This is a genomic window from Terrisporobacter sp. (assembly GCF_017888745.1).
Lineage (GTDB): Bacteria > Bacillota > Clostridia > Peptostreptococcales > Peptostreptococcaceae > Terrisporobacter.
In genome coordinates this window covers 1-17761 of sequence record NZ_JAGHFM010000137.1, presented here as the reverse complement: position 1 = coordinate 17761, position 17761 = coordinate 1, and the positions used below count along the sequence as shown (strand labels likewise).

19 protein-coding genes are annotated in these 17761 nt (G+C 26.5%); 15 read left to right on the top strand and 4 right to left on the bottom strand.

Features of this window, described 5'->3' with window-relative positions; genetic code table 11:
• Window positions 1–777 precede the first annotated feature (777 nt).
• On the bottom strand, window positions 778–924 hold the full coding sequence (locus J7G74_RS06625) for a hypothetical protein (protein WP_297133356.1): 147 nt from the start codon (window positions 922–924) through the stop codon (window positions 778–780).
• Window positions 925–1328: 404 nt separating this feature from the next.
• Between J7G74_RS06625 and J7G74_RS06620 the strand changes: the two genes are divergently transcribed.
• The 10 genes from J7G74_RS06620 to J7G74_RS06575 all read left to right on the top strand — a co-directional run bounded on the left by J7G74_RS06620 (window position 1329) and on the right by J7G74_RS06575 (window position 8850).
• Window positions 1329–2081 (top strand): antA/AntB antirepressor family protein, encoded by a 753-nt coding sequence (locus J7G74_RS06620; protein WP_297133354.1) that lies wholly within the window; start codon window positions 1329–1331, stop codon window positions 2079–2081.
• A 14-nt stretch (window positions 2082–2095) separates the two neighbouring features.
• On the top strand, window positions 2096–3196 hold the full coding sequence (locus tag J7G74_RS06615) for a phage replisome organizer N-terminal domain-containing protein (protein WP_297133352.1): 1101 nt from the start codon (window positions 2096–2098) through the stop codon (window positions 3194–3196).
• Window positions 3197–3247: 51 nt separating this feature from the next.
• Window positions 3248–3958, top strand: a complete 711-nt coding sequence (locus tag J7G74_RS06610; RefSeq protein WP_297133350.1) for an ATP-binding protein — start codon at window positions 3248–3250, stop codon at window positions 3956–3958.
• A 183-nt stretch (window positions 3959–4141) separates the two neighbouring features.
• Window positions 4142–4405, top strand: coding sequence for a Mor transcription activator family protein (locus J7G74_RS06605; RefSeq protein ID WP_297133348.1), 264 nt, complete (start codon window positions 4142–4144; stop codon window positions 4403–4405).
• A 149-nt stretch (window positions 4406–4554) separates the two neighbouring features.
• Window positions 4555–5406: an NAD(P)-dependent oxidoreductase gene (locus J7G74_RS06600; protein ID WP_297133346.1), complete on the top strand. Its 852-nt coding sequence runs from the start codon at window positions 4555–4557 to the stop codon at window positions 5404–5406.
• A gap of 36 nt (window positions 5407–5442) precedes the next feature.
• Window positions 5443–6306: an SDR family oxidoreductase gene (locus J7G74_RS06595; protein ID WP_297133345.1), complete on the top strand. Its 864-nt coding sequence runs from the start codon at window positions 5443–5445 to the stop codon at window positions 6304–6306.
• Window positions 6307–6555: 249 nt separating this feature from the next.
• Window positions 6556–6831, top strand: coding sequence for a hypothetical protein (locus J7G74_RS06590; protein ID WP_297133344.1), 276 nt, complete (start codon window positions 6556–6558; stop codon window positions 6829–6831).
• An 83-nt stretch (window positions 6832–6914) separates the two neighbouring features.
• Window positions 6915–7442, top strand: coding sequence for a hypothetical protein (locus J7G74_RS06585; protein ID WP_297133343.1), 528 nt, complete (start codon window positions 6915–6917; stop codon window positions 7440–7442).
• A 300-nt stretch (window positions 7443–7742) separates the two neighbouring features.
• Entirely contained in the window at window positions 7743–8357 is a 615-nt protein-coding gene (locus J7G74_RS06580) for a VanZ family protein (RefSeq protein ID WP_297133342.1), read from the top strand.
• A gap of 199 nt (window positions 8358–8556) precedes the next feature.
• A complete protein-coding gene (locus J7G74_RS06575; protein WP_297133341.1) occupies window positions 8557–8850 on the top strand; it encodes a hypothetical protein in 294 nt (97 codons plus the stop codon).
• A 140-nt stretch (window positions 8851–8990) separates the two neighbouring features.
• Here J7G74_RS06575 and J7G74_RS06570 read toward each other — a convergent pair whose 3' ends face one another.
• On the bottom strand, window positions 8991–9767 hold the full coding sequence (locus tag J7G74_RS06570; RefSeq protein WP_297133339.1) for a hypothetical protein: 777 nt from the start codon (window positions 9765–9767) through the stop codon (window positions 8991–8993).
• 619 nt (window positions 9768–10386) lie between these two features.
• On the opposite strand from J7G74_RS06570, the gene J7G74_RS06565 reads away from it, so the two are divergent.
• From J7G74_RS06565 to J7G74_RS06555, 3 genes are all read left to right on the top strand, one after another.
• Window positions 10387–11097: an ABC transporter ATP-binding protein gene (locus J7G74_RS06565; RefSeq protein ID WP_297133338.1), complete on the top strand. Its 711-nt coding sequence runs from the start codon at window positions 10387–10389 to the stop codon at window positions 11095–11097.
• Entirely contained in the window at window positions 11090–12685 is a 1596-nt protein-coding gene (locus J7G74_RS06560; RefSeq protein WP_297133336.1) for a putative ABC transporter permease subunit, read from the top strand. Before J7G74_RS06565 ends, J7G74_RS06560 begins: the two co-directional genes overlap by 8 nt.
• Before the next feature lie 322 nt (window positions 12686–13007).
• Window positions 13008–13517 carry a toxin-antitoxin system protein gene (locus tag J7G74_RS06555; protein WP_297133334.1) on the top strand — a complete coding sequence of 170 codons (510 nt, stop codon included), beginning with the start codon at window positions 13008–13010 and terminating at the stop codon, window positions 13515–13517.
• A 179-nt stretch (window positions 13518–13696) separates the two neighbouring features.
• On the opposite strand, the gene J7G74_RS06550 is transcribed toward J7G74_RS06555, so the two are convergent.
• Complete coding sequence (locus J7G74_RS06550) at window positions 13697–14083, bottom strand: hypothetical protein (protein ID WP_297133333.1); 387 nt, start codon at window positions 14081–14083, stop codon at window positions 13697–13699.
• A 326-nt stretch (window positions 14084–14409) separates the two neighbouring features.
• Here J7G74_RS06550 and J7G74_RS06545 point away from each other — a divergent pair, with 326 nt between their 5' ends.
• Both J7G74_RS06545 and J7G74_RS06540 read left to right on the top strand, forming a co-directional pair.
• Window positions 14410–15183: a 4Fe-4S binding protein gene (locus J7G74_RS06545; protein WP_297133331.1), complete on the top strand. Its 774-nt coding sequence runs from the start codon at window positions 14410–14412 to the stop codon at window positions 15181–15183.
• A gap of 61 nt (window positions 15184–15244) precedes the next feature.
• Window positions 15245–15688: a GNAT family N-acetyltransferase gene (locus tag J7G74_RS06540; protein ID WP_297133330.1), complete on the top strand. Its 444-nt coding sequence runs from the start codon at window positions 15245–15247 to the stop codon at window positions 15686–15688.
• A gap of 212 nt (window positions 15689–15900) precedes the next feature.
• Here J7G74_RS06540 and J7G74_RS06535 read toward each other — a convergent pair whose 3' ends face one another.
• Window positions 15901–16905: a Gfo/Idh/MocA family protein gene (locus tag J7G74_RS06535; protein ID WP_297133329.1), complete on the bottom strand. Its 1005-nt coding sequence runs from the start codon at window positions 16903–16905 to the stop codon at window positions 15901–15903.
• Between the last annotated feature and the right edge of the window lie 856 nt (window positions 16906–17761).

Genomic DNA, 17761 nt, shown 5'->3' with positions numbered 1-17761 from the left:
TAGAACAATATTGGAATGTAAATCTGACAATCTCTTATTTTATTTCAACTATATCTAAATTTAAGTAGAACCATATTGGAATGTAAATAATGGTGGTTAGTAAGTATTTTATAAAATCTCAATAATTTAAGTAGAACCATACTGGAATGTAAATAAATGAAAATCCTGTAGGATAAAATGATGCATATTTATTTAAGTAGAACCATATTGGAATGTAAATAGTATTCTAGTTATTACTGATAAAAAAATTGAAATTGATTTAAGTAGAACCATACTGGAATGTAAATAGCCTTTCTGATACAACCTTCATGTTTGTATTTCATACAATTTAAGTAGAACCATATTGGAATGTAAATAAATAAAAAATATCCGTAGCTATGATAAATTTTAAAAATTAAGTTAGAACTACATTGAAATTTAAATCTTGTTTTTTGTAGAGAACATTATTTGTATTTAATAAAAGTATACTTGAAAAAGAAAATAGTAAGTTAACTTTACTCTAGAGCCTGGAAGCCATCTATATCAATGTTAAATAAAAATTATAATTTTCTAAAGTTTCTTTACTATACATTTTTAAAATACTTATTTTTGACTACTTCCTTTTTGAAATTGCTCACTAAAAATCTCCTCTTGTCTAGGAGAGTATTTTAGTCATTTCCATAAAGGAGCATTTATTTAACATAAAAGTATAAATTATTATGTTAATATCTTTTTTTACATAACAACATAAATCTAATACACTTAATAATCACCATAACATACACATAAGTATTCATACTAAGGATTTTCTATTTCTAAAACCTCTCTTATACACGAATCTAGATTATTAAAATCAGTTATTGGGCAATCCTTTATCTCTATATCTTTAAAGTTATCGCTGGCAGAATTATTGCAATCTCTCAATGAACCATACCTATTATTCACATTATCATCATCAAAAAAGTCATACTATACAAATTTTTCATATACATTTCTTAACTCATTAAATGAATCTTTATCATTAGTTACACTAGAATGATGATTGTTTAACTAACCTACTATACTATTTAATTCATCTATAAACTCTTGATTTGATGAAATATTTATAATTTTTACATTCAACCCCAATCATAATTTCTAAATATATATTATACAAAAAAGCCAAAAAAACATATTACTATAATATCAACAATACAAATTTACAAAATAAAAATTCTAGTAAATAGTTGCAAAAAGAACTTATGTTCTGTAAAATATAAAATATAGAACAAACATTCGATAAAAATGCTTTGCTTAAGTACTACTCAAATAATTTATAATGCTTAGCATTAAAAAAAGGGGGATAAAATATGGAAATAATAAAAGAAAGGATAAGTTTAGAAAATGAAATAGTGCCAGTTAGTGTAGATATGGATGACAATGTGATTGTAAGTGCAAGACAACTACACGAATTTTTAGAAATAGGTACAGAATTTAGGAAGTGGTTTCCTAGAATGATTGAATATGGTTTTGAAGAATATGTGGATTACATAAGGGTGTCCCAAAAATGTCACACCCTTGGAGGCACACAAAATATAGTAGACTATGCTTTAAAAATTGATATGGCGAAAGAAATTTGCATGATTCAAAGAAGTGAAAAAGGAAAACAAGCAAGGGAGTATTTTATAAAACTAGAGAAAAAATATAATTCACCAGAAGCTGTTTTAATTAGATTATTAGAAATGACACAAAATAACTACTCAAAACTCATTAAGAAAAGCATAAATATTCAAAATGAAATTCCTGATGAAAAGCCTACTGATTACAGAATTCAAAGTGATTTGCTTACAAATTTTAGAGATACAGCTAAATTACTTGGAACGAGAGTAAGTCTTTTGGTAAGTTGGTTGATTTTAAACAATTATTGTTATAGAGATAAAAAAGGAGCTATCAAGCCTATGGCAAACAGTATGGAATACTTTGCACTTAGAGAATTTACTACAGAAAATGGTCACTGTGGAATACAGACTTTGGTCAACTCTAGAGGTAGACAGGTATTTAAAAACTTATTAATGAAGGAAAAAGTAATCAAAACTAATGATGAAATTAGAATCTTAAATTAAATGGGGGATAAAACATGGCAAAGAGATACTATTGGTTAAAGCTAAAAGAAGATTTCTTCAAAAAAAAAGAAATGAAGAAACTTAGAAAATTAGAAAATGGAGATACTTGTATTTTAATTTATATGAAAATGATAATACTATCATTGGAAAGTGAAAATAAGATATTTTTTGATAATGTGGAAGATACTTTTGCAGAAGAATTATCATTATTACTAGATGAAGATGTGGATGATGTGCAAAGGACTTTAGATTTTCTTGAAAAAGTTAACTTGATGGAAACTATAAATGATGGAGAATATTTTTTACCTCAGGGAACTACACTAACTGGTAGTGAATGTAGTAGTGCTGAAAGAGTTAGAAAACATAGAGCAAACAAGAAATCTAACAAAGAAAATAAATCATGTATTGATGATGATTCATGTAACAAAAGCGTAACTCTAGATATAGATACAGATATAGATGAAGATATAGATAAAGATACAGACATAAATCAAAATATAGATTTAAATTTAGAGCAACATAAATATGGATCAAAAGAAATAGAGCAAGATGGAAATAAAGAAATAGATGAAAATGAAAATTTAGATAAAAATACAGAAAACAAAAATACAGATATAAATGCAAAAGTAGAACAAAATTTAAATCAACATACATCAAAAAAACAAAGTGAGTGGGTAAGTAAGTCGGTGGATAAAAACTTAGCCAAAATTGTAAAAACTTATGAGGAAAACATAGGACCAGTATATCCAGCCAGTAGACAGTGGTTTATTGACATATCAGAAAAAATTGAAGCAGAACTTTTTGTTAAAGCCGTAGAAATTTGTATAGATAAATCAACGGTGACACATTCATATTTGAAGGGGATAATTAGAAAATGGATTGATGAAAATATATTTACTTATGAAAAATTTAAAGAAAAAGAGCAGGAATATCAAAACAGAAAAAATGTGACACCTTTTAACAGAGATTTTTCTAAAAATACATATTCAAACAATTCTTCCTCATATACCTCATCAAATAGAAATCCAAAGGAATACGATGTAAATGAAGATGAGGTCATAGACCCAGTACTTTTGGAAGAAATTAAAGCCTTTGAAGTAAAACTTGGATTATGATAGGAGGTATAAATTATGAAATCACAGCTTATTGAAAAAATGGAGAAGCTTATGAATAGCTGCCAATTTGTTGAGAGTAATTATGATTGTTCTAAATGTAGAGATTTTGGGTATACTTTTCAACTAGATTCAAATAATCATGAAGTAGCAGTGCCCTGCCAATGTCTATCTAAAAAACAATCCCTGGAAAAATTAAAAAAGTGCGGACTTACTGAAGTTTTTAAGAAAAAGACCTTCGCCACTTATGTTTGTGAGAAACCATATCAAGCAAAGGCAAAACATAAGGCATTCAAGTTTTGTGATAATTTTGCTTTGACCAATTCATCACTGTTACTTTGTGGCTCTCCCGGTGCAGGCAAAACACATTTAGGTATAGCATCCATGTTGAAATTAATAAATGACAATGTATCTTGCAGATATGTGGAGTACAACAACATGATTATGAGTTTGAAACAATCAGTAATGGACGAGGAAAATTTTATCCGAGAAATGGACAAATACATAAATCCAAGGGTGCTTTTTATAGATGATTTTCTAAAGGGAAAGACAACACCAACAGATATTAATTATATTTATAGAATAGTAAATAGTAGATATCTAAAAAGCAAGCCCTTAATTATTTCCTCGGAAAAGACAATAGAAGATATACTTGGGTGGGATGAAGCCATAGGCAGTAGACTGGTTGAAATGGCAGGAGAAAATATTATAAACTTTGATAAAAATACAAGCAATTATAGGTTGAGAAAGAATATGCAAAATTAAAAAATATAGATAATAGATATACGAAATAAATTTAATTATGAAAAGATAAATGCAAACACATAGGCAGACATATGTAAAATATATATTCCTAGTAGGTAATAACATTAAATTGAAGTTATATAAATTAGAAACTACACAAAAGAGCAAACATTATAACAAAACAAATAGAAGGGGGATTTTATAGTGAATATTTTAATTGACGATATACCAGATGGTTTACACGCCATGGTAGATATAATAGGAATGGACAATTTTTTGGAAGTTAGCAAACTTTATGGAGGAACTAATGTATACATACCTGTTCATAGAAAAGTCATAAAAGGAGTTAGAAATAGGGAAATAGCTAGTGAGTACAACGGCAGAAATTTAGATAAACTGAGAATTAGATATGGTATAAGCACACAACATATTAAAAGATTATTAAAAGAAGAAGGTATAAGACTTTAAATATAAAATTTATCATATTAAGATATTATAATTAGTGATAAAATTATAAGTACATAATAAATTAACATAAATATTTATAGAGATAAAACATTTAACTAAAGCATAGCAGAGAGATAAATAAAAATAGTTTTAATAGGGGAGGATTTGTTATGAAAATTGCATGGATAGGTGTAGGGGTAATGGGTAGATCTATGGCTCTAAATTTAAAGAAGGCAGGACATTCAGTTAGTGTATACAACAGAACTTTATCAAAGTGTGAAGGTTTAGAAGTTGATGGAATCAAGGTTTGTAGCACAATTAAAGAGTGTGTAAATGATGCAGATGTTATCTTTACTATAGTTGGATATCCTAAGGATGTTGAGGAAGTATATTTAAGTGATTACGGAATATTTGCTAATGCTAAAGAAGGTTCATACATAGTTGATATGACCACATCTTCACCAGCTTTAGCTAAAAAATTATCTGAAATAGGTACTAAGTTTCATGTGTTAGATGCACCAGTTTCAGGAGGAGATATTGGAGCTAAAAATGGAACTTTATCAATAATGGTTGGTGGAGAAAAAGAGGATTTTGATTATTTAACTCCTGTATTTGAAGCTATGGGTAAAAATATAATTTATCTAGGGAAAGCAGGTAGTGGACAAAACTGCAAGGCTTGTAATCAAATTGCTATAGCAGGGACAATAGCAGCAGCTGCTGAAGCTATGCATTATGCACAAAGCGTTGGTTTAGATGGAAATACTGTATTAAATGCTATTTCTAAAGGTGCTGCAGGAAGCTGGCAAATGGATAATAATGCTCCTAAAATGCTAAATTCTGATTATGAACCAGGATTCTTTATTAAGCATTTTATTAAAGACCTAAAGATAGCAAGGGATACTATGGAAAGCAAAAATGAAGAGCTTCCAGTTTTAAATAAAGTATTAGACCTATATGAAAATCTTGCAGATAATGGATTAGAAGATGAAGGAACTCAAGCTATTATTGAATATTATAAATAAGACAAAATAAAAGTGGAATGTTAAGGGGAAGAGGATATGAAAAAGGTATTAGTTACAGGAAGCAATGGATTTTTAGCATCGAGATTTAGTGAGTATTATAAAGATAAATATGATATCTTACCCTTAAGTCATAAAGAGTTAGATATAACTAATGAAAATCAGGTTTATGATTTATTTAAAAATAATAAAATTGATATTGTTTTTCACTGTGCAGCCATATCAGATACTGGTAGATGTCAAAGAGAACCTAAATTAGCTCAAGAGATAAATGTTGGTGGAACTATAAATATAGCAAAGGGATGTGAGCTAAATAACTCAACATTAATTTTTGCAAGCAGTGACCAGATTTATGCCGGAAATGAAGAGCAAGGGCCTTATAAGGAAGATATTATTTTAAGACCTAATAATATATATGGGGATACAAAATTAGAAGCTGAAAAAGAAATTAAAAACAGACTTGAAAAATATTATAATTTAAGGTTAACTTGGATGTTTTCATATGCCCAGAGAAATAAAAGAGTTAATACAAATATAATTACTAATATTTTAAATGCAGCATTAAAGGGAGAAAAAATATCCTTAGCAACTAATGAATATAGAGGTATTAGCTATGTTTATGAAGTTATAGAAAATATAGAGAAGCTAATTAGTATACCTTTTGGAGATTATAATTTTGGTTGTGAAAATGATATTTGCACCTATGATATTGGATGTAGTGTCCTTGAAAATTTAGGGTTACAGAACAGAATTGAAGATATAATTATTAAAGACACAGAAAGATTTAAAGATAAGAAAAGAGATCTTAGAATTAATAACACAAAGCTAAGAGATAATGGAATTTACTTTGATAGTACCCAAGAAGCTATAGCAAGATGTATAAAAGAATTTAATAATATATAAAAATAAAATATTAAAATTTAAGTTAAGGATAAAGTCACACCTTTTTATGACAACAGGTTCATTTTTTAAGTATAGAGCTTAAAATTCAAATTACTCTAAATCGATTTAAATAGCTGATTTAGAGTAATTTTATATATGGGAATTTTAATTTATCAAAATATAGTCATTTTATAAATTGTATTAATATGATATTAGATAAATGACGAACAATTTTTTGTAACGTGAAATATATACAAAGGAGACAAAATGATGAAGGTGATAATACTTATAATATCAGCCTCTATATCAATGCTGATTTTTGATAAAATAAACTCCAAATATGACTTCTTTAAAGATATACGAAGTAAAATAAATGATTTAAATGAGAAAAAAGAACATAAATTAAGAATAAGTTCTTATGTATTAATACTTATAATATATGGTGTTATGCAAAACACTAAGATAAATATTATAGTACAAGGATTAATTTTTGGACTATTGCTTTCATTTAGAGATATATGTTTTAAAAAGGATTCAAATGAATAATATTAATATATTGCGAACTAAGAGATTAGTCATTTTTGTGTTCCACAAGAGTTTATTATGTATAAGATGAGGGAGTAATTTCAATGAAAAAAAGAATATATTTGACTTTTATATTAGTAATATCAATATTTTCATTAGGGTGCAGTAATTTTTCAAATATGACGGAGAAAGATGCTATATATGAAGTATTTAAAAACTATGATAACGATAAAAAAACTGGTTTGGTTAAATTATCTGAAGAAAATAATTATATCAATTTATACTATATAACTTACTCAGAATCCTATAATAAAATAGTTGATATGTCTAAAAAAGAAAACTTGACAAAAGAAGATGAGAATACTTTAGAAAAACTTGGTGTATCATCAATGGAAGAAATCAGTAAAGAGATATTAGATAAGGTAGAAAAATTATATAAAAATGAGAATATAGAAAATATAACTATAAATATTGGGGTTATTGATCCTATAAAAATAGGTGGTATATCACCAGGTGAAGATATTACAAAAGAACCAATATCTTATATTCAGTTTTTTGAATTTACTCGTGAAAAATTCGAATCTATAGATTGGAAAAATTTGAATAGAAAAGAATTTTATAAAAAGTTATAATAAAAAATTGAGTTTATTAACAAGATAAATTTGCTATGTCGTTTGTTTCAAATATAATGTCAGATATATGCACAAAGTATGGATATATTAATAAATGAGAGTTGAAAAGCCTCATAAATTTAAATAAAAACTTAGCTCACAATAGTTATATAATGCGAAACAGATATTATGGTTACTTTAGTCTTTAAAAAAGATTTATTTCATCATATAATTATTACAATATAATTGATATGGAATTATAGCAATAGTATATTAATCATTGTAAATTTATGTAAATTATATTGTATAAGGAGGCAAAAGATGTATTCATTTGAGCTACATGGATTATTTATATTTGGATTTCCAATATGGATAATTGTAAGAATGATAATTTTATTAAAGAGAAGAAAAAAGGGTATCAAATTTAATATTGGAGATGAAATTTTAACTAATCTGTTTGTAATATATTTGTTTTTTCTTATAGGAATAACTATTTTACCTGTAATTATAGGTGGATTAGGGGAGTATGTAGAAGGATTAAGTTTAATACAAAGATGCAATATAAATATAGTACCATTTATAGGTTACTTTAAAGAAGGATTTTACTTTAGAGGTATAATAAGAAACTTAGGTGGAAATTTAGTTTTATTAATACCATTTATACTATATATGTGTATAAGAAATGAAAAATTAAGAAGTTTAAAATCTTCTGTGAAAATAGCTTTTTTAATATCATTATCAATAGAACTAATTCAATTATTTATGAATATATTTGAATTAACATATATAAGAGCTATTGATATAGATGATTTAATATTAAATACATTAGGTGGTATTATAGCATGGTGTATATTTAAACTTATGTATAAAGGAAAAATAAAAGAAATTATAGATAGTATATATCCACAATTATCTAAAAGTGATAAAGCAATATAATATTTAAATCAGGAAGTATATCATCATACTTCCGATTTTATTTTTAGTATATGTTTTAAATGAATATTGAAAATTATATAAAATATTGAATATACAATTGTTATATAATACGAGTTTTAAGTTAAATAAAATCATTAGAATAAAAATTGGTGATAGGTAAGCTAAAGATGATTATTATACAAAAAAGGGGTATATCTTTATGAAAAAGAAACAAATAGTTGTAATATTGGCAATGATAATTTTACTTTTAACTACATATTTTGTTGCAACACCTACTGGAGCATTAAGGTTTGCAATTTTAAGGGAGGGTTACCCTATAAAATCAATTACCATGAAACTATCAGATACTCCATATGAAATAGACATTAAAAGTAATGAGAAAATATATACTTTAATAAATCCACCAATAGAAAAAGCTACACAAGGTTCATTAGAAAACTGGGTTGTATCTCAATATGGTATTTTTTATTGGGCAGAATACTTTGGGTGGTAAATATACATAATAAGCAACCACATTCAAATGGATTTGTCGTTACCTCCATTTGAATGTGGTTATTTTTCAGTATATGAGTCTTATAAAAGTTAAATTAAAAATATTAAATACACACTATAAATGATATATCTTTCTACAATTTATCCTTTTCCATCTGTAGGGGCATACTCAACATTAGAGCAATCATCTGTAGTAACCTCAAGTTCATTAATTAATGTTCTCAATTTTTTATTATTAGCAATAGAATTAGGTTTTATTAAAGGAGCATCCATTTGGAACATAGCCTCAGGCCTTACTTTATCTACAGATAAAATTTCAACATTAAAAGTTTTTATAACTTCACCATCTACGAGAATTTCTCTTTTAGCAACTTCTCCAGTATTAGAATCTATGTAAATGTTATTACTCTCATCTGAATATTTTATTAAATTAGTTTTCGTATCTATTTCAGATTTTTTCCAATCTCTATAAACCCCATCTACAAATTCTTCTTGAAAATATCCATCAATCATGGATTTTTGCATAAGTTCTTTATTTTCCCCAAGAGCATTCTCTGGTGGCAAAGTTTTTAGTAACTCAATTTGCCATTCACCATTAGTTTGATATTGGGCTAATGTTAAGAAGGTAGCACCATAATCAGTAGTAATGGTTCTATCTACAAGCATACCATCCTCATCAAAGAAGTCTACTCTCTCACTCCCATTACTTCTATTTCTGTAAATATCCATTGTAGTACCATTAATATCAGTTAGTATTAAATGCTCTACACCGTTTTGATTTACTAAATTATTGTAAGCCTGTATAACCTCCTTACCATCAACAGTAGTTAATTTTTCAGTAGCATTTCCAAGCACAAAACTACCTACTGATAAACTACCTATTAGCATTGTACCTATTATACATTTACTCATTTTCATATTAATTACTCCTTTGCCCATTTAAAGTAAGTATTATTTAATTATTATAACAAAGAGAATACCTTCATAGAAGTATATAAGCTATTTTATATACTTTTATTATGTAGTGATATTGAAATTTAATAAAGAAAATATGGGTGATAATATGTATGGAATCAAGTAATAATTAAAATACCTATCAAATTCAAAGAGAGTATTTGCAGTAATGTAGAAAATTTTAGTTAAATTATAATAATGATGAGGGTTTTATATATAAATATCAAATTTATTATTGTAGTTATATTACTCTTTGTTAACAATAACATTAAAAAAACTTACACAGGCAATTAGAAATAAGTATTCCAATTTGTACAATAGATTTGGTTAACAATTTTAATATAATACAAACTTGAAAGTAGGAGCATCCATCAGCTCCTACTTTTTTACTGTAAAATACTTTATAAAATCAACATTAATTTAAAACATAGCTTAATATAAAAAAATGTTTCATAATTATAATAGTTGTTATATATTATATATAACAACTAGAAAAAATATAAAACAAAAATCATAAATCATACAAGGCAAAACATAAAAAGTATAAGAAAAAAACTATAAAACATATAAAGAGGGAGATAAAATGTTAAAAATAATAAATTTATCTAAATCATACAAAAGCAAAAAAGCCGTAGACAATGTATCTATGGAAATTAAAAAAGGAGAAATATTTGGATTTATAGGACACAATGGGGCAGGAAAGACCACAACAATTAAGTCCATAGTTGGGATACATGATTTTGAAGAAGGAGATGTATTAATAAATTCAAAGTCCATAAAAAAATATCCTATAGAGTGCAAAAAAGAAATAGCCTATATTCCTGATAACCCAGATTTATACGAATCACTTACTGGAATAGGGTATCTTAATTTTATTGCAGACATATTTAAAGTAGATAAAAAAGAAAGACAAGAAAAAATAAAATATTACTCAGAAAAATTTGAAATAAATAGAGCTTTAGGTGATTTAATATCATCTTATTCCCATGGTATGAAACAAAAGCTGGCTATTATTTCTGCGTTAATTCACAATCCCAAAATATTAATACTAGATGAGCCTTTTGTAGGTTTAGATCCTAAGGCGGCATTTACATTGAAGGAGATAATGAGAGAATTTTGTGATGAAGGTGGTTGTATATTTTTCTCCACTCATGTATTAGAAGTGGCTGAAAAGATATGTGATAAAATTGCCATAATCAAAGACGGAAAATTAATGGCTTATGGAGAAACAAAAGAGGTAAAAGGTGATAAATCATTGGAGAATATTTTTATGGAGATGATAGATAATGAGTAATTTAGCACTATTAATGAAAAATAATTTTATAAATGAAACAGGAATTTATAAAATAAAATACGCAGATGAAAAAGAAAAAATGAAAGCTATAGGTATGGTTTTATTAATAAGTTTTTCCATGATAATATTATCAATTTACGGATTTATGGCATGTTTTTACTTATCAGACTTTTTAATTCAAATAAATCAAATGGAATTACTTCTTATTTTAGGAGTTTTAGGAGCAACTTTCACAACATTTTTTACTTCATTATATAAAGCATCATCATATCTTTTCCAAAGTAGGGATTACGAAATGTTAGCAAGTTTGCCAATAAAACAATCTACCATATTAAGTAGTAAAATATTAATGCTCATTGCAAATAATTATTTATTTTCGGCAGCATTTATATTAATTCCAGGCATAGTTTATTTTATAAAAATAGAAACAGGTGGATATTATCTACTATTTTTAATAATTTCAACTTTAGTAGCACCTTTAATTCCAACAGTAATTGCGTCATTATTGGCATTTGTCATTACTAATATATCATCAAGAAGCAAAAAGAATAATTTAATATCAATAGTATTGAACTTATTATTAATTGTAGTAGTACTAATTTTATCTTTTAACTCACAAAATGTAATGATGAGCCTTATAGAAAATAGTTCATCTATAATAGAAGTTACTCAAAAATTATATCTGCCAGCATATTTCTTTGTAGATGCCCTTACAGATGGAGATATACTTTCTTTAATGGTATTTTTATTGGATGGAATAATTCCTATAACTTTATTTGTATATTTATTTGCAAAGAATTTTAGTAAGATAAATGGTAGATTAAGTGAAACTTACAAAGCTAATAATTATAAATTTAAAGAATTAAAATCATCAAGCCCTGTTATAGCTTTATTTAATAAAGAAGTAAAAAGATATTTTTCATCAAATGTGTATGTAATGAATACTTTTGTTGGAATGATAATGTTAGTCATATTTACTGGAGCAGTATTATTAGTTGGTTATGATAAAATAGCTGAAATGTTAGAAATAAGTGTTGTTAAGGATTTAATATTAGTTCAAACACTTGGTATAACTGTATTTTGCTTGCTAATGACTAATACATCTTGTGTATCAATTTCTCTGGAGGGAAAAAATTTATGGATATTAAAATCTTCTCCAATAAAAGAAATGGATATTTTTAAAAGTAAGATATTATTAAATTTAGTTTTAACTATACCAATATCAATTATTTGTTTCATAGTTTTATCATTTAGACTAAGTTTTGATGTTAAATCTACAGTATTAGTGATAATTGCAATTGTCCTGTTAGCCATATTTGGTGCAACTTTAGGTATTTTAATAAATTTATTATATCCAAAACTAGACTTTATAAATGATGTGGCTGTAGTAAAAAGGGGAGCAAGTGTCTTATTAACTATGGCTGGCAATATGTTATATGTGGTGGCACTTTGCGGTATTGGTTATGTACTTAAAATTGATGACATAAATAGATTTTTGATTCTTGGAAATGTGATAACTGTAATAGCTGTTTTCATATTATATAGAATATTGAAAGTCAAAGGTGTAAATATGTTTAGAAGTCTTTAATTGAAGTAAGAAATCATTGTTGATTGTAGTAGTAGGGTTAATATTGATTTGAAAAATAAAAAATGCAATATAGAGATTAACGAGTATGGGGATTTTTATAATATATCAGATGATATAATGGTATTTGAGTAATAGATGGTAGTAAAAAAGATGGTACTTTGGTACCATCTTTTTACATAACGAAATAGGTTTGTATATAACATTAATGCCACATTAGTTAATTGTGTGGTATAATTAGGAAATAAAAAGTTGTGTCAATGATAAGAGAGTAAATTTAATAATTAGAACTAATTTAAAAATAGGAATTTGGGGAGTGATAAATATGCTATTTAATTTTTATCCGTGGGAAATAGATATTGATATTGAAGCTACAAAAGACCTATATATGAAAAGAAACTATGCAAAAGATAGTCAAGTAAATAAAAATATCTTTAATACAATGTCTGAAAAACAAAAAGCGTTTTTTGCATCTATTGGTGTAGACATATTGAAAGTGAAGGCACAAGAAAAAGTGTATGATATTGACGATGATGATGAATTATCTGAAGGTAAAATATATAGTATGTCTCTTGATTTTTTGATGTGTGGAAGCTTACTATCTATACCTGATTATCAAGAAAAAATATATAGTGATGAGGAAATATTTGGTATGAATTTGCCAGACTCTTTAAAAGTTATTAAAATGTCAGAAGAAGAGAAACTCCCTATATATGATATTGATGGATGGGGGTGTGTATTTAAACACCCATTCTTTAGATTTGAGGAAGAAGAATTTAGAAAATGGGATTGTGGATATATTTTAGGAACCATACTACTTATAAAAGATTTATAAATTCCAATTTGTAGAGTAGATTTAGTGAACAATATTAATATATTGTGAACTAAGAGATTAGTAATCTAAAATTTAGGCTATGTCTTAAATAAATGTTAATTTTATAACTTATTTTAGCAACAAAAAAGTAGGAGTATATATCCATACTTTTTTGTTTGCATTATATTAAACTTAAATATTTAACTTAATTTAAATAAATCATACTTTATGATATTTTTATCTTTATCTAAACTCTCAATTAGTTTTAATCTTATAAACTCTCCTATTTCATAAGAAGTAAATATTTCTTGATCATTTATTTCATAATTATTACCCTTATATTCTAATTCAATAGTGTATGTACTTGGTAATACTGATGGAAGTATAGCTCCACTAATTCTCATAATAGTGCCTTTAGAAAAACGCTTATTTATTATTTTCATATCAACAATAGATTCTTCAGTATATTTTATTTGAGACTTTAAACGTTTATTATTATTATAATTTCTAATCTCTAAGAATATCAAATACATACTTCCAAAAACAATTACGATCATCCAAAATGAATTTTCTATTAGTGTCTTCATACTTATTCTCCCAAATATATTTTATTAATTTGTACTATATAACAATTGTATATTTATTTTTATTATAGCATTATTTTACTTTGCAATAATCATTATATAAAAGAGTAATTAAAAAAGTCTTATGGATTTTAGGGGGAACTATGTTGATAAAAGTATGGAAGAGTTTATAAATTATGTTAGGGGTATATTAGCAAATGGATCTGAAACTATTTATAAATAGGGGGGCATATGATATGTTTACTTAACAATTGCTATATAATGCGAAATAAGTATAGGTTGTATATAATAGTAGATAGAGTTAAGTTCAGAGGGGAGATATAGAATATATGAAAGTATTTGAAATTTATTTTAGTCCTACAGGTGGAACTAAAAAAGTAGCAGATTTAATAAGTAGACAATTTGATTATGAAAGAATAGAATTAGATTTATCAAATACAATGGAAGATTTCTCGAAATTTACATTCAGTGAAGAAGATCTTTGTATTATAGCAGTTCCATCTTTTGGTGGGCGTGTTCCAATGGTAGCAATGTCTAATATTAAGAAGTTAAATGGAAATGGTTCAAAAGTCATTTTAGTAGCAACATACGGCAATAGAGCATATGAAGATGTATTATTAGAATTGAAAGATACATTAACAACATTGGGGTTTGTCAGTATTGCAGCAATTGCTGCAGTTACAGAACATTCTATTATGAATCAATTTGCTACTGGTAGACCAGATTTACAAGACAAAGAAGAATTGATAAAATTCTCTGATGAGATTAAAGAAGTTTTAAAACAGGAAAAGGGTACTAAAGATTTATATGTACCAGGAAATAATCCGTATAAAGAATATAAGGTTATTCCTTTAGTTCCAAAAGTGAGACAAGAATGCGAGAAATGTGGTCTTTGTGCTATAAAGTGTCCAGTTAATGCTATTTCAAAAGAAAATCCAACGTTGGTAGAAAAAGAAAAATGTATTTCATGCATGCGTTGTGTAGCTATTTGTCCAAGTAAATCTCGAAGTGTAAATGAAGAGTCATTATTGGCAATTTCAAAAAAATTAGAAAAGGCATGTTCTGAAAGAAAAATGAATGAACTTTTTTTAAGAAGGGATTAGGCTCGGTACTTTTCTGTTTTTATAGGGAAGGTTTAAGTAAAATATAGATGGAGATAATTTTATGAATTGGAAAATTAAAAAATTTAATGAACTTAATGTAGAAGACTTGTATAAAATTTTAGCACTAAGAAATGAAGTATTTATTGTGGAACAAGAATGTCCATATTTAGACTGCGATGATAAAGATTTTAATTCATATCATTTATTTGCTGAAGAAAATGGTGAAGTAGTTGCATACTTAAGAATTTTAGAAAAAGGAGTTTCTTACGAGGAGATATCAATAGGAAGGGTATCTGTTAAGCAAAGTTATCGTGGCAAAGGGATTGCAAGAGAAATGATGTTAAAAGCTATTGATTTTGTAGAAAGCAACTTATCTGAGGATACTATAAAAATTCAGGCACAAGCATATTTACTTAATTTTTATGGTAGCCTTGGGTTTAAAGCTGTTTCCAAAGAATATTTAGAAGATAATATTCCACATATAGATATGTTATATAAGAAATAAATTATACTAGGAAACTTAAATTGAATTAGAAAAATTATATACTTGTGATGTTTATGGTAAAATAAATTGAATTGAAAATTTTGTATATAATAAATATAAAGCTCCTATATTACTTGATATAAGAGTATTTTTGAATATTGTAAATAAAGCATAGAAATTTATTTTATATTAAATTCCTATGCTTTTTTACTATTTGATGATGAGATAAAATGCTATTTATTATCAGCAGGAAAAACTATATTAAGATTCTCCCTAATTTTATCCATAGTAAGCATAGTATTAAGAGTATTATCCAAAGTATTTAAAGAAGAATAAACTGCTTCAGTATGACTCAATTCAACCAATTTAATAAACTCCTCTATCTCATAATACATATTATTTTCATGTTGTTTAACACCTATATCTTCCACAGTTCCATCTCTATAAACAATCTTTATATTATCAAAATTATTTATCTTATCAATTAAGATACTTCCATTTTCACCCTGGATCTCAGAGGGAATATAAGAGTTTGCAATCTTGGAATAAATTAGTACAGCATCCATAGTGCCATAATCCAAAATTGCACTCCCTTGACCATCTACACCAGTGCTTAAAAGGAAAGCATTAGATTTTATATTATTTGGAGGTCCAAATAAATTTATAATAGGAGCTAAACAGTACACCCCAATATCCATAAGAGATCCATTGGATAATTCCTTTTTAAAGGCGTTTAAAATAGTACCTTCCTTGTATTTATCGTACCTAGAAGAGTATTGGCAAAAGCTTACAAAACATCTTCTAATTTCCCCTATTTTGTGAAGATTATCTTTTAAGATTTTGAAATTAGGAGTAACAGTGCTTCTCATAGCTTCCATTATTACCACATTATTTTTTTTAGCAGTATTTATCATATTTAATGCTTCTTCATAATTTGATGCAAATGCCTTTTCGCAAAGTACGTGTTTCTTATTTTGCAAAAATAATATGGCTTGGTCATGATGAATTGCATTCGGTGAAGCAATGTATATAGCATCTAAATTTTTATCTTTAGCCATGTCCTCTAAACATGTAGAGTATTTGTCAAAATTGTATTTTTCTTTGAAATTTATAGCTGTGGACTCACTTCTTGAGTAGAAAGTATGTAGATTTAAGTTTTTAAATTCTGAGGCTGCTTCTAGGAAGGTGTCTAATATGAATCCGCTTCCTATTACACCTAAGTTAATGATTTTTTTCATATGATATCTCCTTGATAGTATTTATAATAAATTTTACTATATTTTTAACTATATCAAATATGGGGATTTTATGCAGTATTATATTTTGGGGGAGGGGGGATAGGTTGGTGAAATAGGACAGGGTTGTTGAAAATCTTGGATAGCAGATTGAAATAGAAGTATATAAAATTATAGTAAGTAACTTCATGGATATCTAAGATTTTATAATAATTTTATAGGCTTTTTATATATACTAAAATTTTATGAGATAAAAGCTTGTGCAAGTTGAATATTAAAGTTCTAAAAATAATGATAAAAATGTTGATTTATATTTGAATGCGTATACAATTAAAGTTATAGTAGATTGTAAGAACTATTTGTAGTTTAAAATAATCTTGTTATTAGAAAATTATTTATGGAAAGTGTATTTTTGTACTGAATATATTGAAAATACTAGATTGTAGCCAGGTGTTAATAGCTAAAAATCACACGTTTAAGACGGGTTTTTAAGATATTTTTTTATGATATGAAATAACATGAAGCGATGAAGTGTAGTTATATCAATGATTTGAGGTTGGACGAGTATAAGAGCAACTTCCATTAAAACAAAAACTGATGGCCTTTAACAATAGGAGTGGATATAAGTATTATGATTTTAAAGGAAACTTGGTGAAACCTAAGATTTAGGCGTAAAATATAGAGTCATAGATATATTTAATAATCCAAACAATAAAAATAGCTAAAGTCTAAATAAGGATTTAGCTATTTTTACTATGAATCACTTGTTGCAGTAAGTTTTATTACTATTCGTCTAAAAGTTGAATCGTATATCCATCAGGATCATTTACAAAGAAAAATCTTATATCTGGCATAGGAG

What these genes read in the sequence shown, in the direction of transcription:
- J7G74_RS06620 (WP_297133354.1), top strand. Translation starts at nt 1,329, where the DNA reads ATGGAAATAATAAAAGAAAGGATAAGTTTAGAAAATGAAATAGTGCCA.
- J7G74_RS06615 (WP_297133352.1), top strand. Translation starts at nt 2,096, where the DNA reads ATGGCAAAGAGATACTATTGGTTAAAGCTAAAAGAAGATTTCTTCAAA.
- J7G74_RS06610 (WP_297133350.1), top strand. Translation starts at nt 3,248, where the DNA reads ATGAATAGCTGCCAATTTGTTGAGAGTAATTATGATTGTTCTAAATGT.
- J7G74_RS06600 (WP_297133346.1), top strand. Translation starts at nt 4,555, where the DNA reads ATGAAAATTGCATGGATAGGTGTAGGGGTAATGGGTAGATCTATGGCT.
- J7G74_RS06595 (WP_297133345.1), top strand. Translation starts at nt 5,443, where the DNA reads ATGAAAAAGGTATTAGTTACAGGAAGCAATGGATTTTTAGCATCGAGA.
- J7G74_RS06590 (WP_297133344.1), top strand. Translation starts at nt 6,556, where the DNA reads ATGAAGGTGATAATACTTATAATATCAGCCTCTATATCAATGCTGATT.
- J7G74_RS06585 (WP_297133343.1), top strand. Translation starts at nt 6,915, where the DNA reads ATGAAAAAAAGAATATATTTGACTTTTATATTAGTAATATCAATATTT.
- J7G74_RS06580 (WP_297133342.1), top strand. Translation starts at nt 7,743, where the DNA reads ATGTATTCATTTGAGCTACATGGATTATTTATATTTGGATTTCCAATA.
- J7G74_RS06575 (WP_297133341.1), top strand. Translation starts at nt 8,557, where the DNA reads ATGAAAAAGAAACAAATAGTTGTAATATTGGCAATGATAATTTTACTT.
- J7G74_RS06570 (WP_297133339.1), bottom strand. Translation starts at nt 9,767, where the DNA reads ATGAAAATGAGTAAATGTATAATAGGTACAATGCTAATAGGTAGTTTA.
- J7G74_RS06565 (WP_297133338.1), top strand. Translation starts at nt 10,387, where the DNA reads ATGTTAAAAATAATAAATTTATCTAAATCATACAAAAGCAAAAAAGCC.
- J7G74_RS06560 (WP_297133336.1), top strand. Translation starts at nt 11,090, where the DNA reads ATGAGTAATTTAGCACTATTAATGAAAAATAATTTTATAAATGAAACA.
- J7G74_RS06555 (WP_297133334.1), top strand. Translation starts at nt 13,008, where the DNA reads ATGCTATTTAATTTTTATCCGTGGGAAATAGATATTGATATTGAAGCT.
- J7G74_RS06550 (WP_297133333.1), bottom strand. Translation starts at nt 14,083, where the DNA reads ATGAAGACACTAATAGAAAATTCATTTTGGATGATCGTAATTGTTTTT.
- J7G74_RS06545 (WP_297133331.1), top strand. Translation starts at nt 14,410, where the DNA reads ATGAAAGTATTTGAAATTTATTTTAGTCCTACAGGTGGAACTAAAAAA.
- J7G74_RS06540 (WP_297133330.1), top strand. Translation starts at nt 15,245, where the DNA reads ATGAATTGGAAAATTAAAAAATTTAATGAACTTAATGTAGAAGACTTG.
- J7G74_RS06535 (WP_297133329.1), bottom strand. Translation starts at nt 16,905, where the DNA reads ATGAAAAAAATCATTAACTTAGGTGTAATAGGAAGCGGATTCATATTA.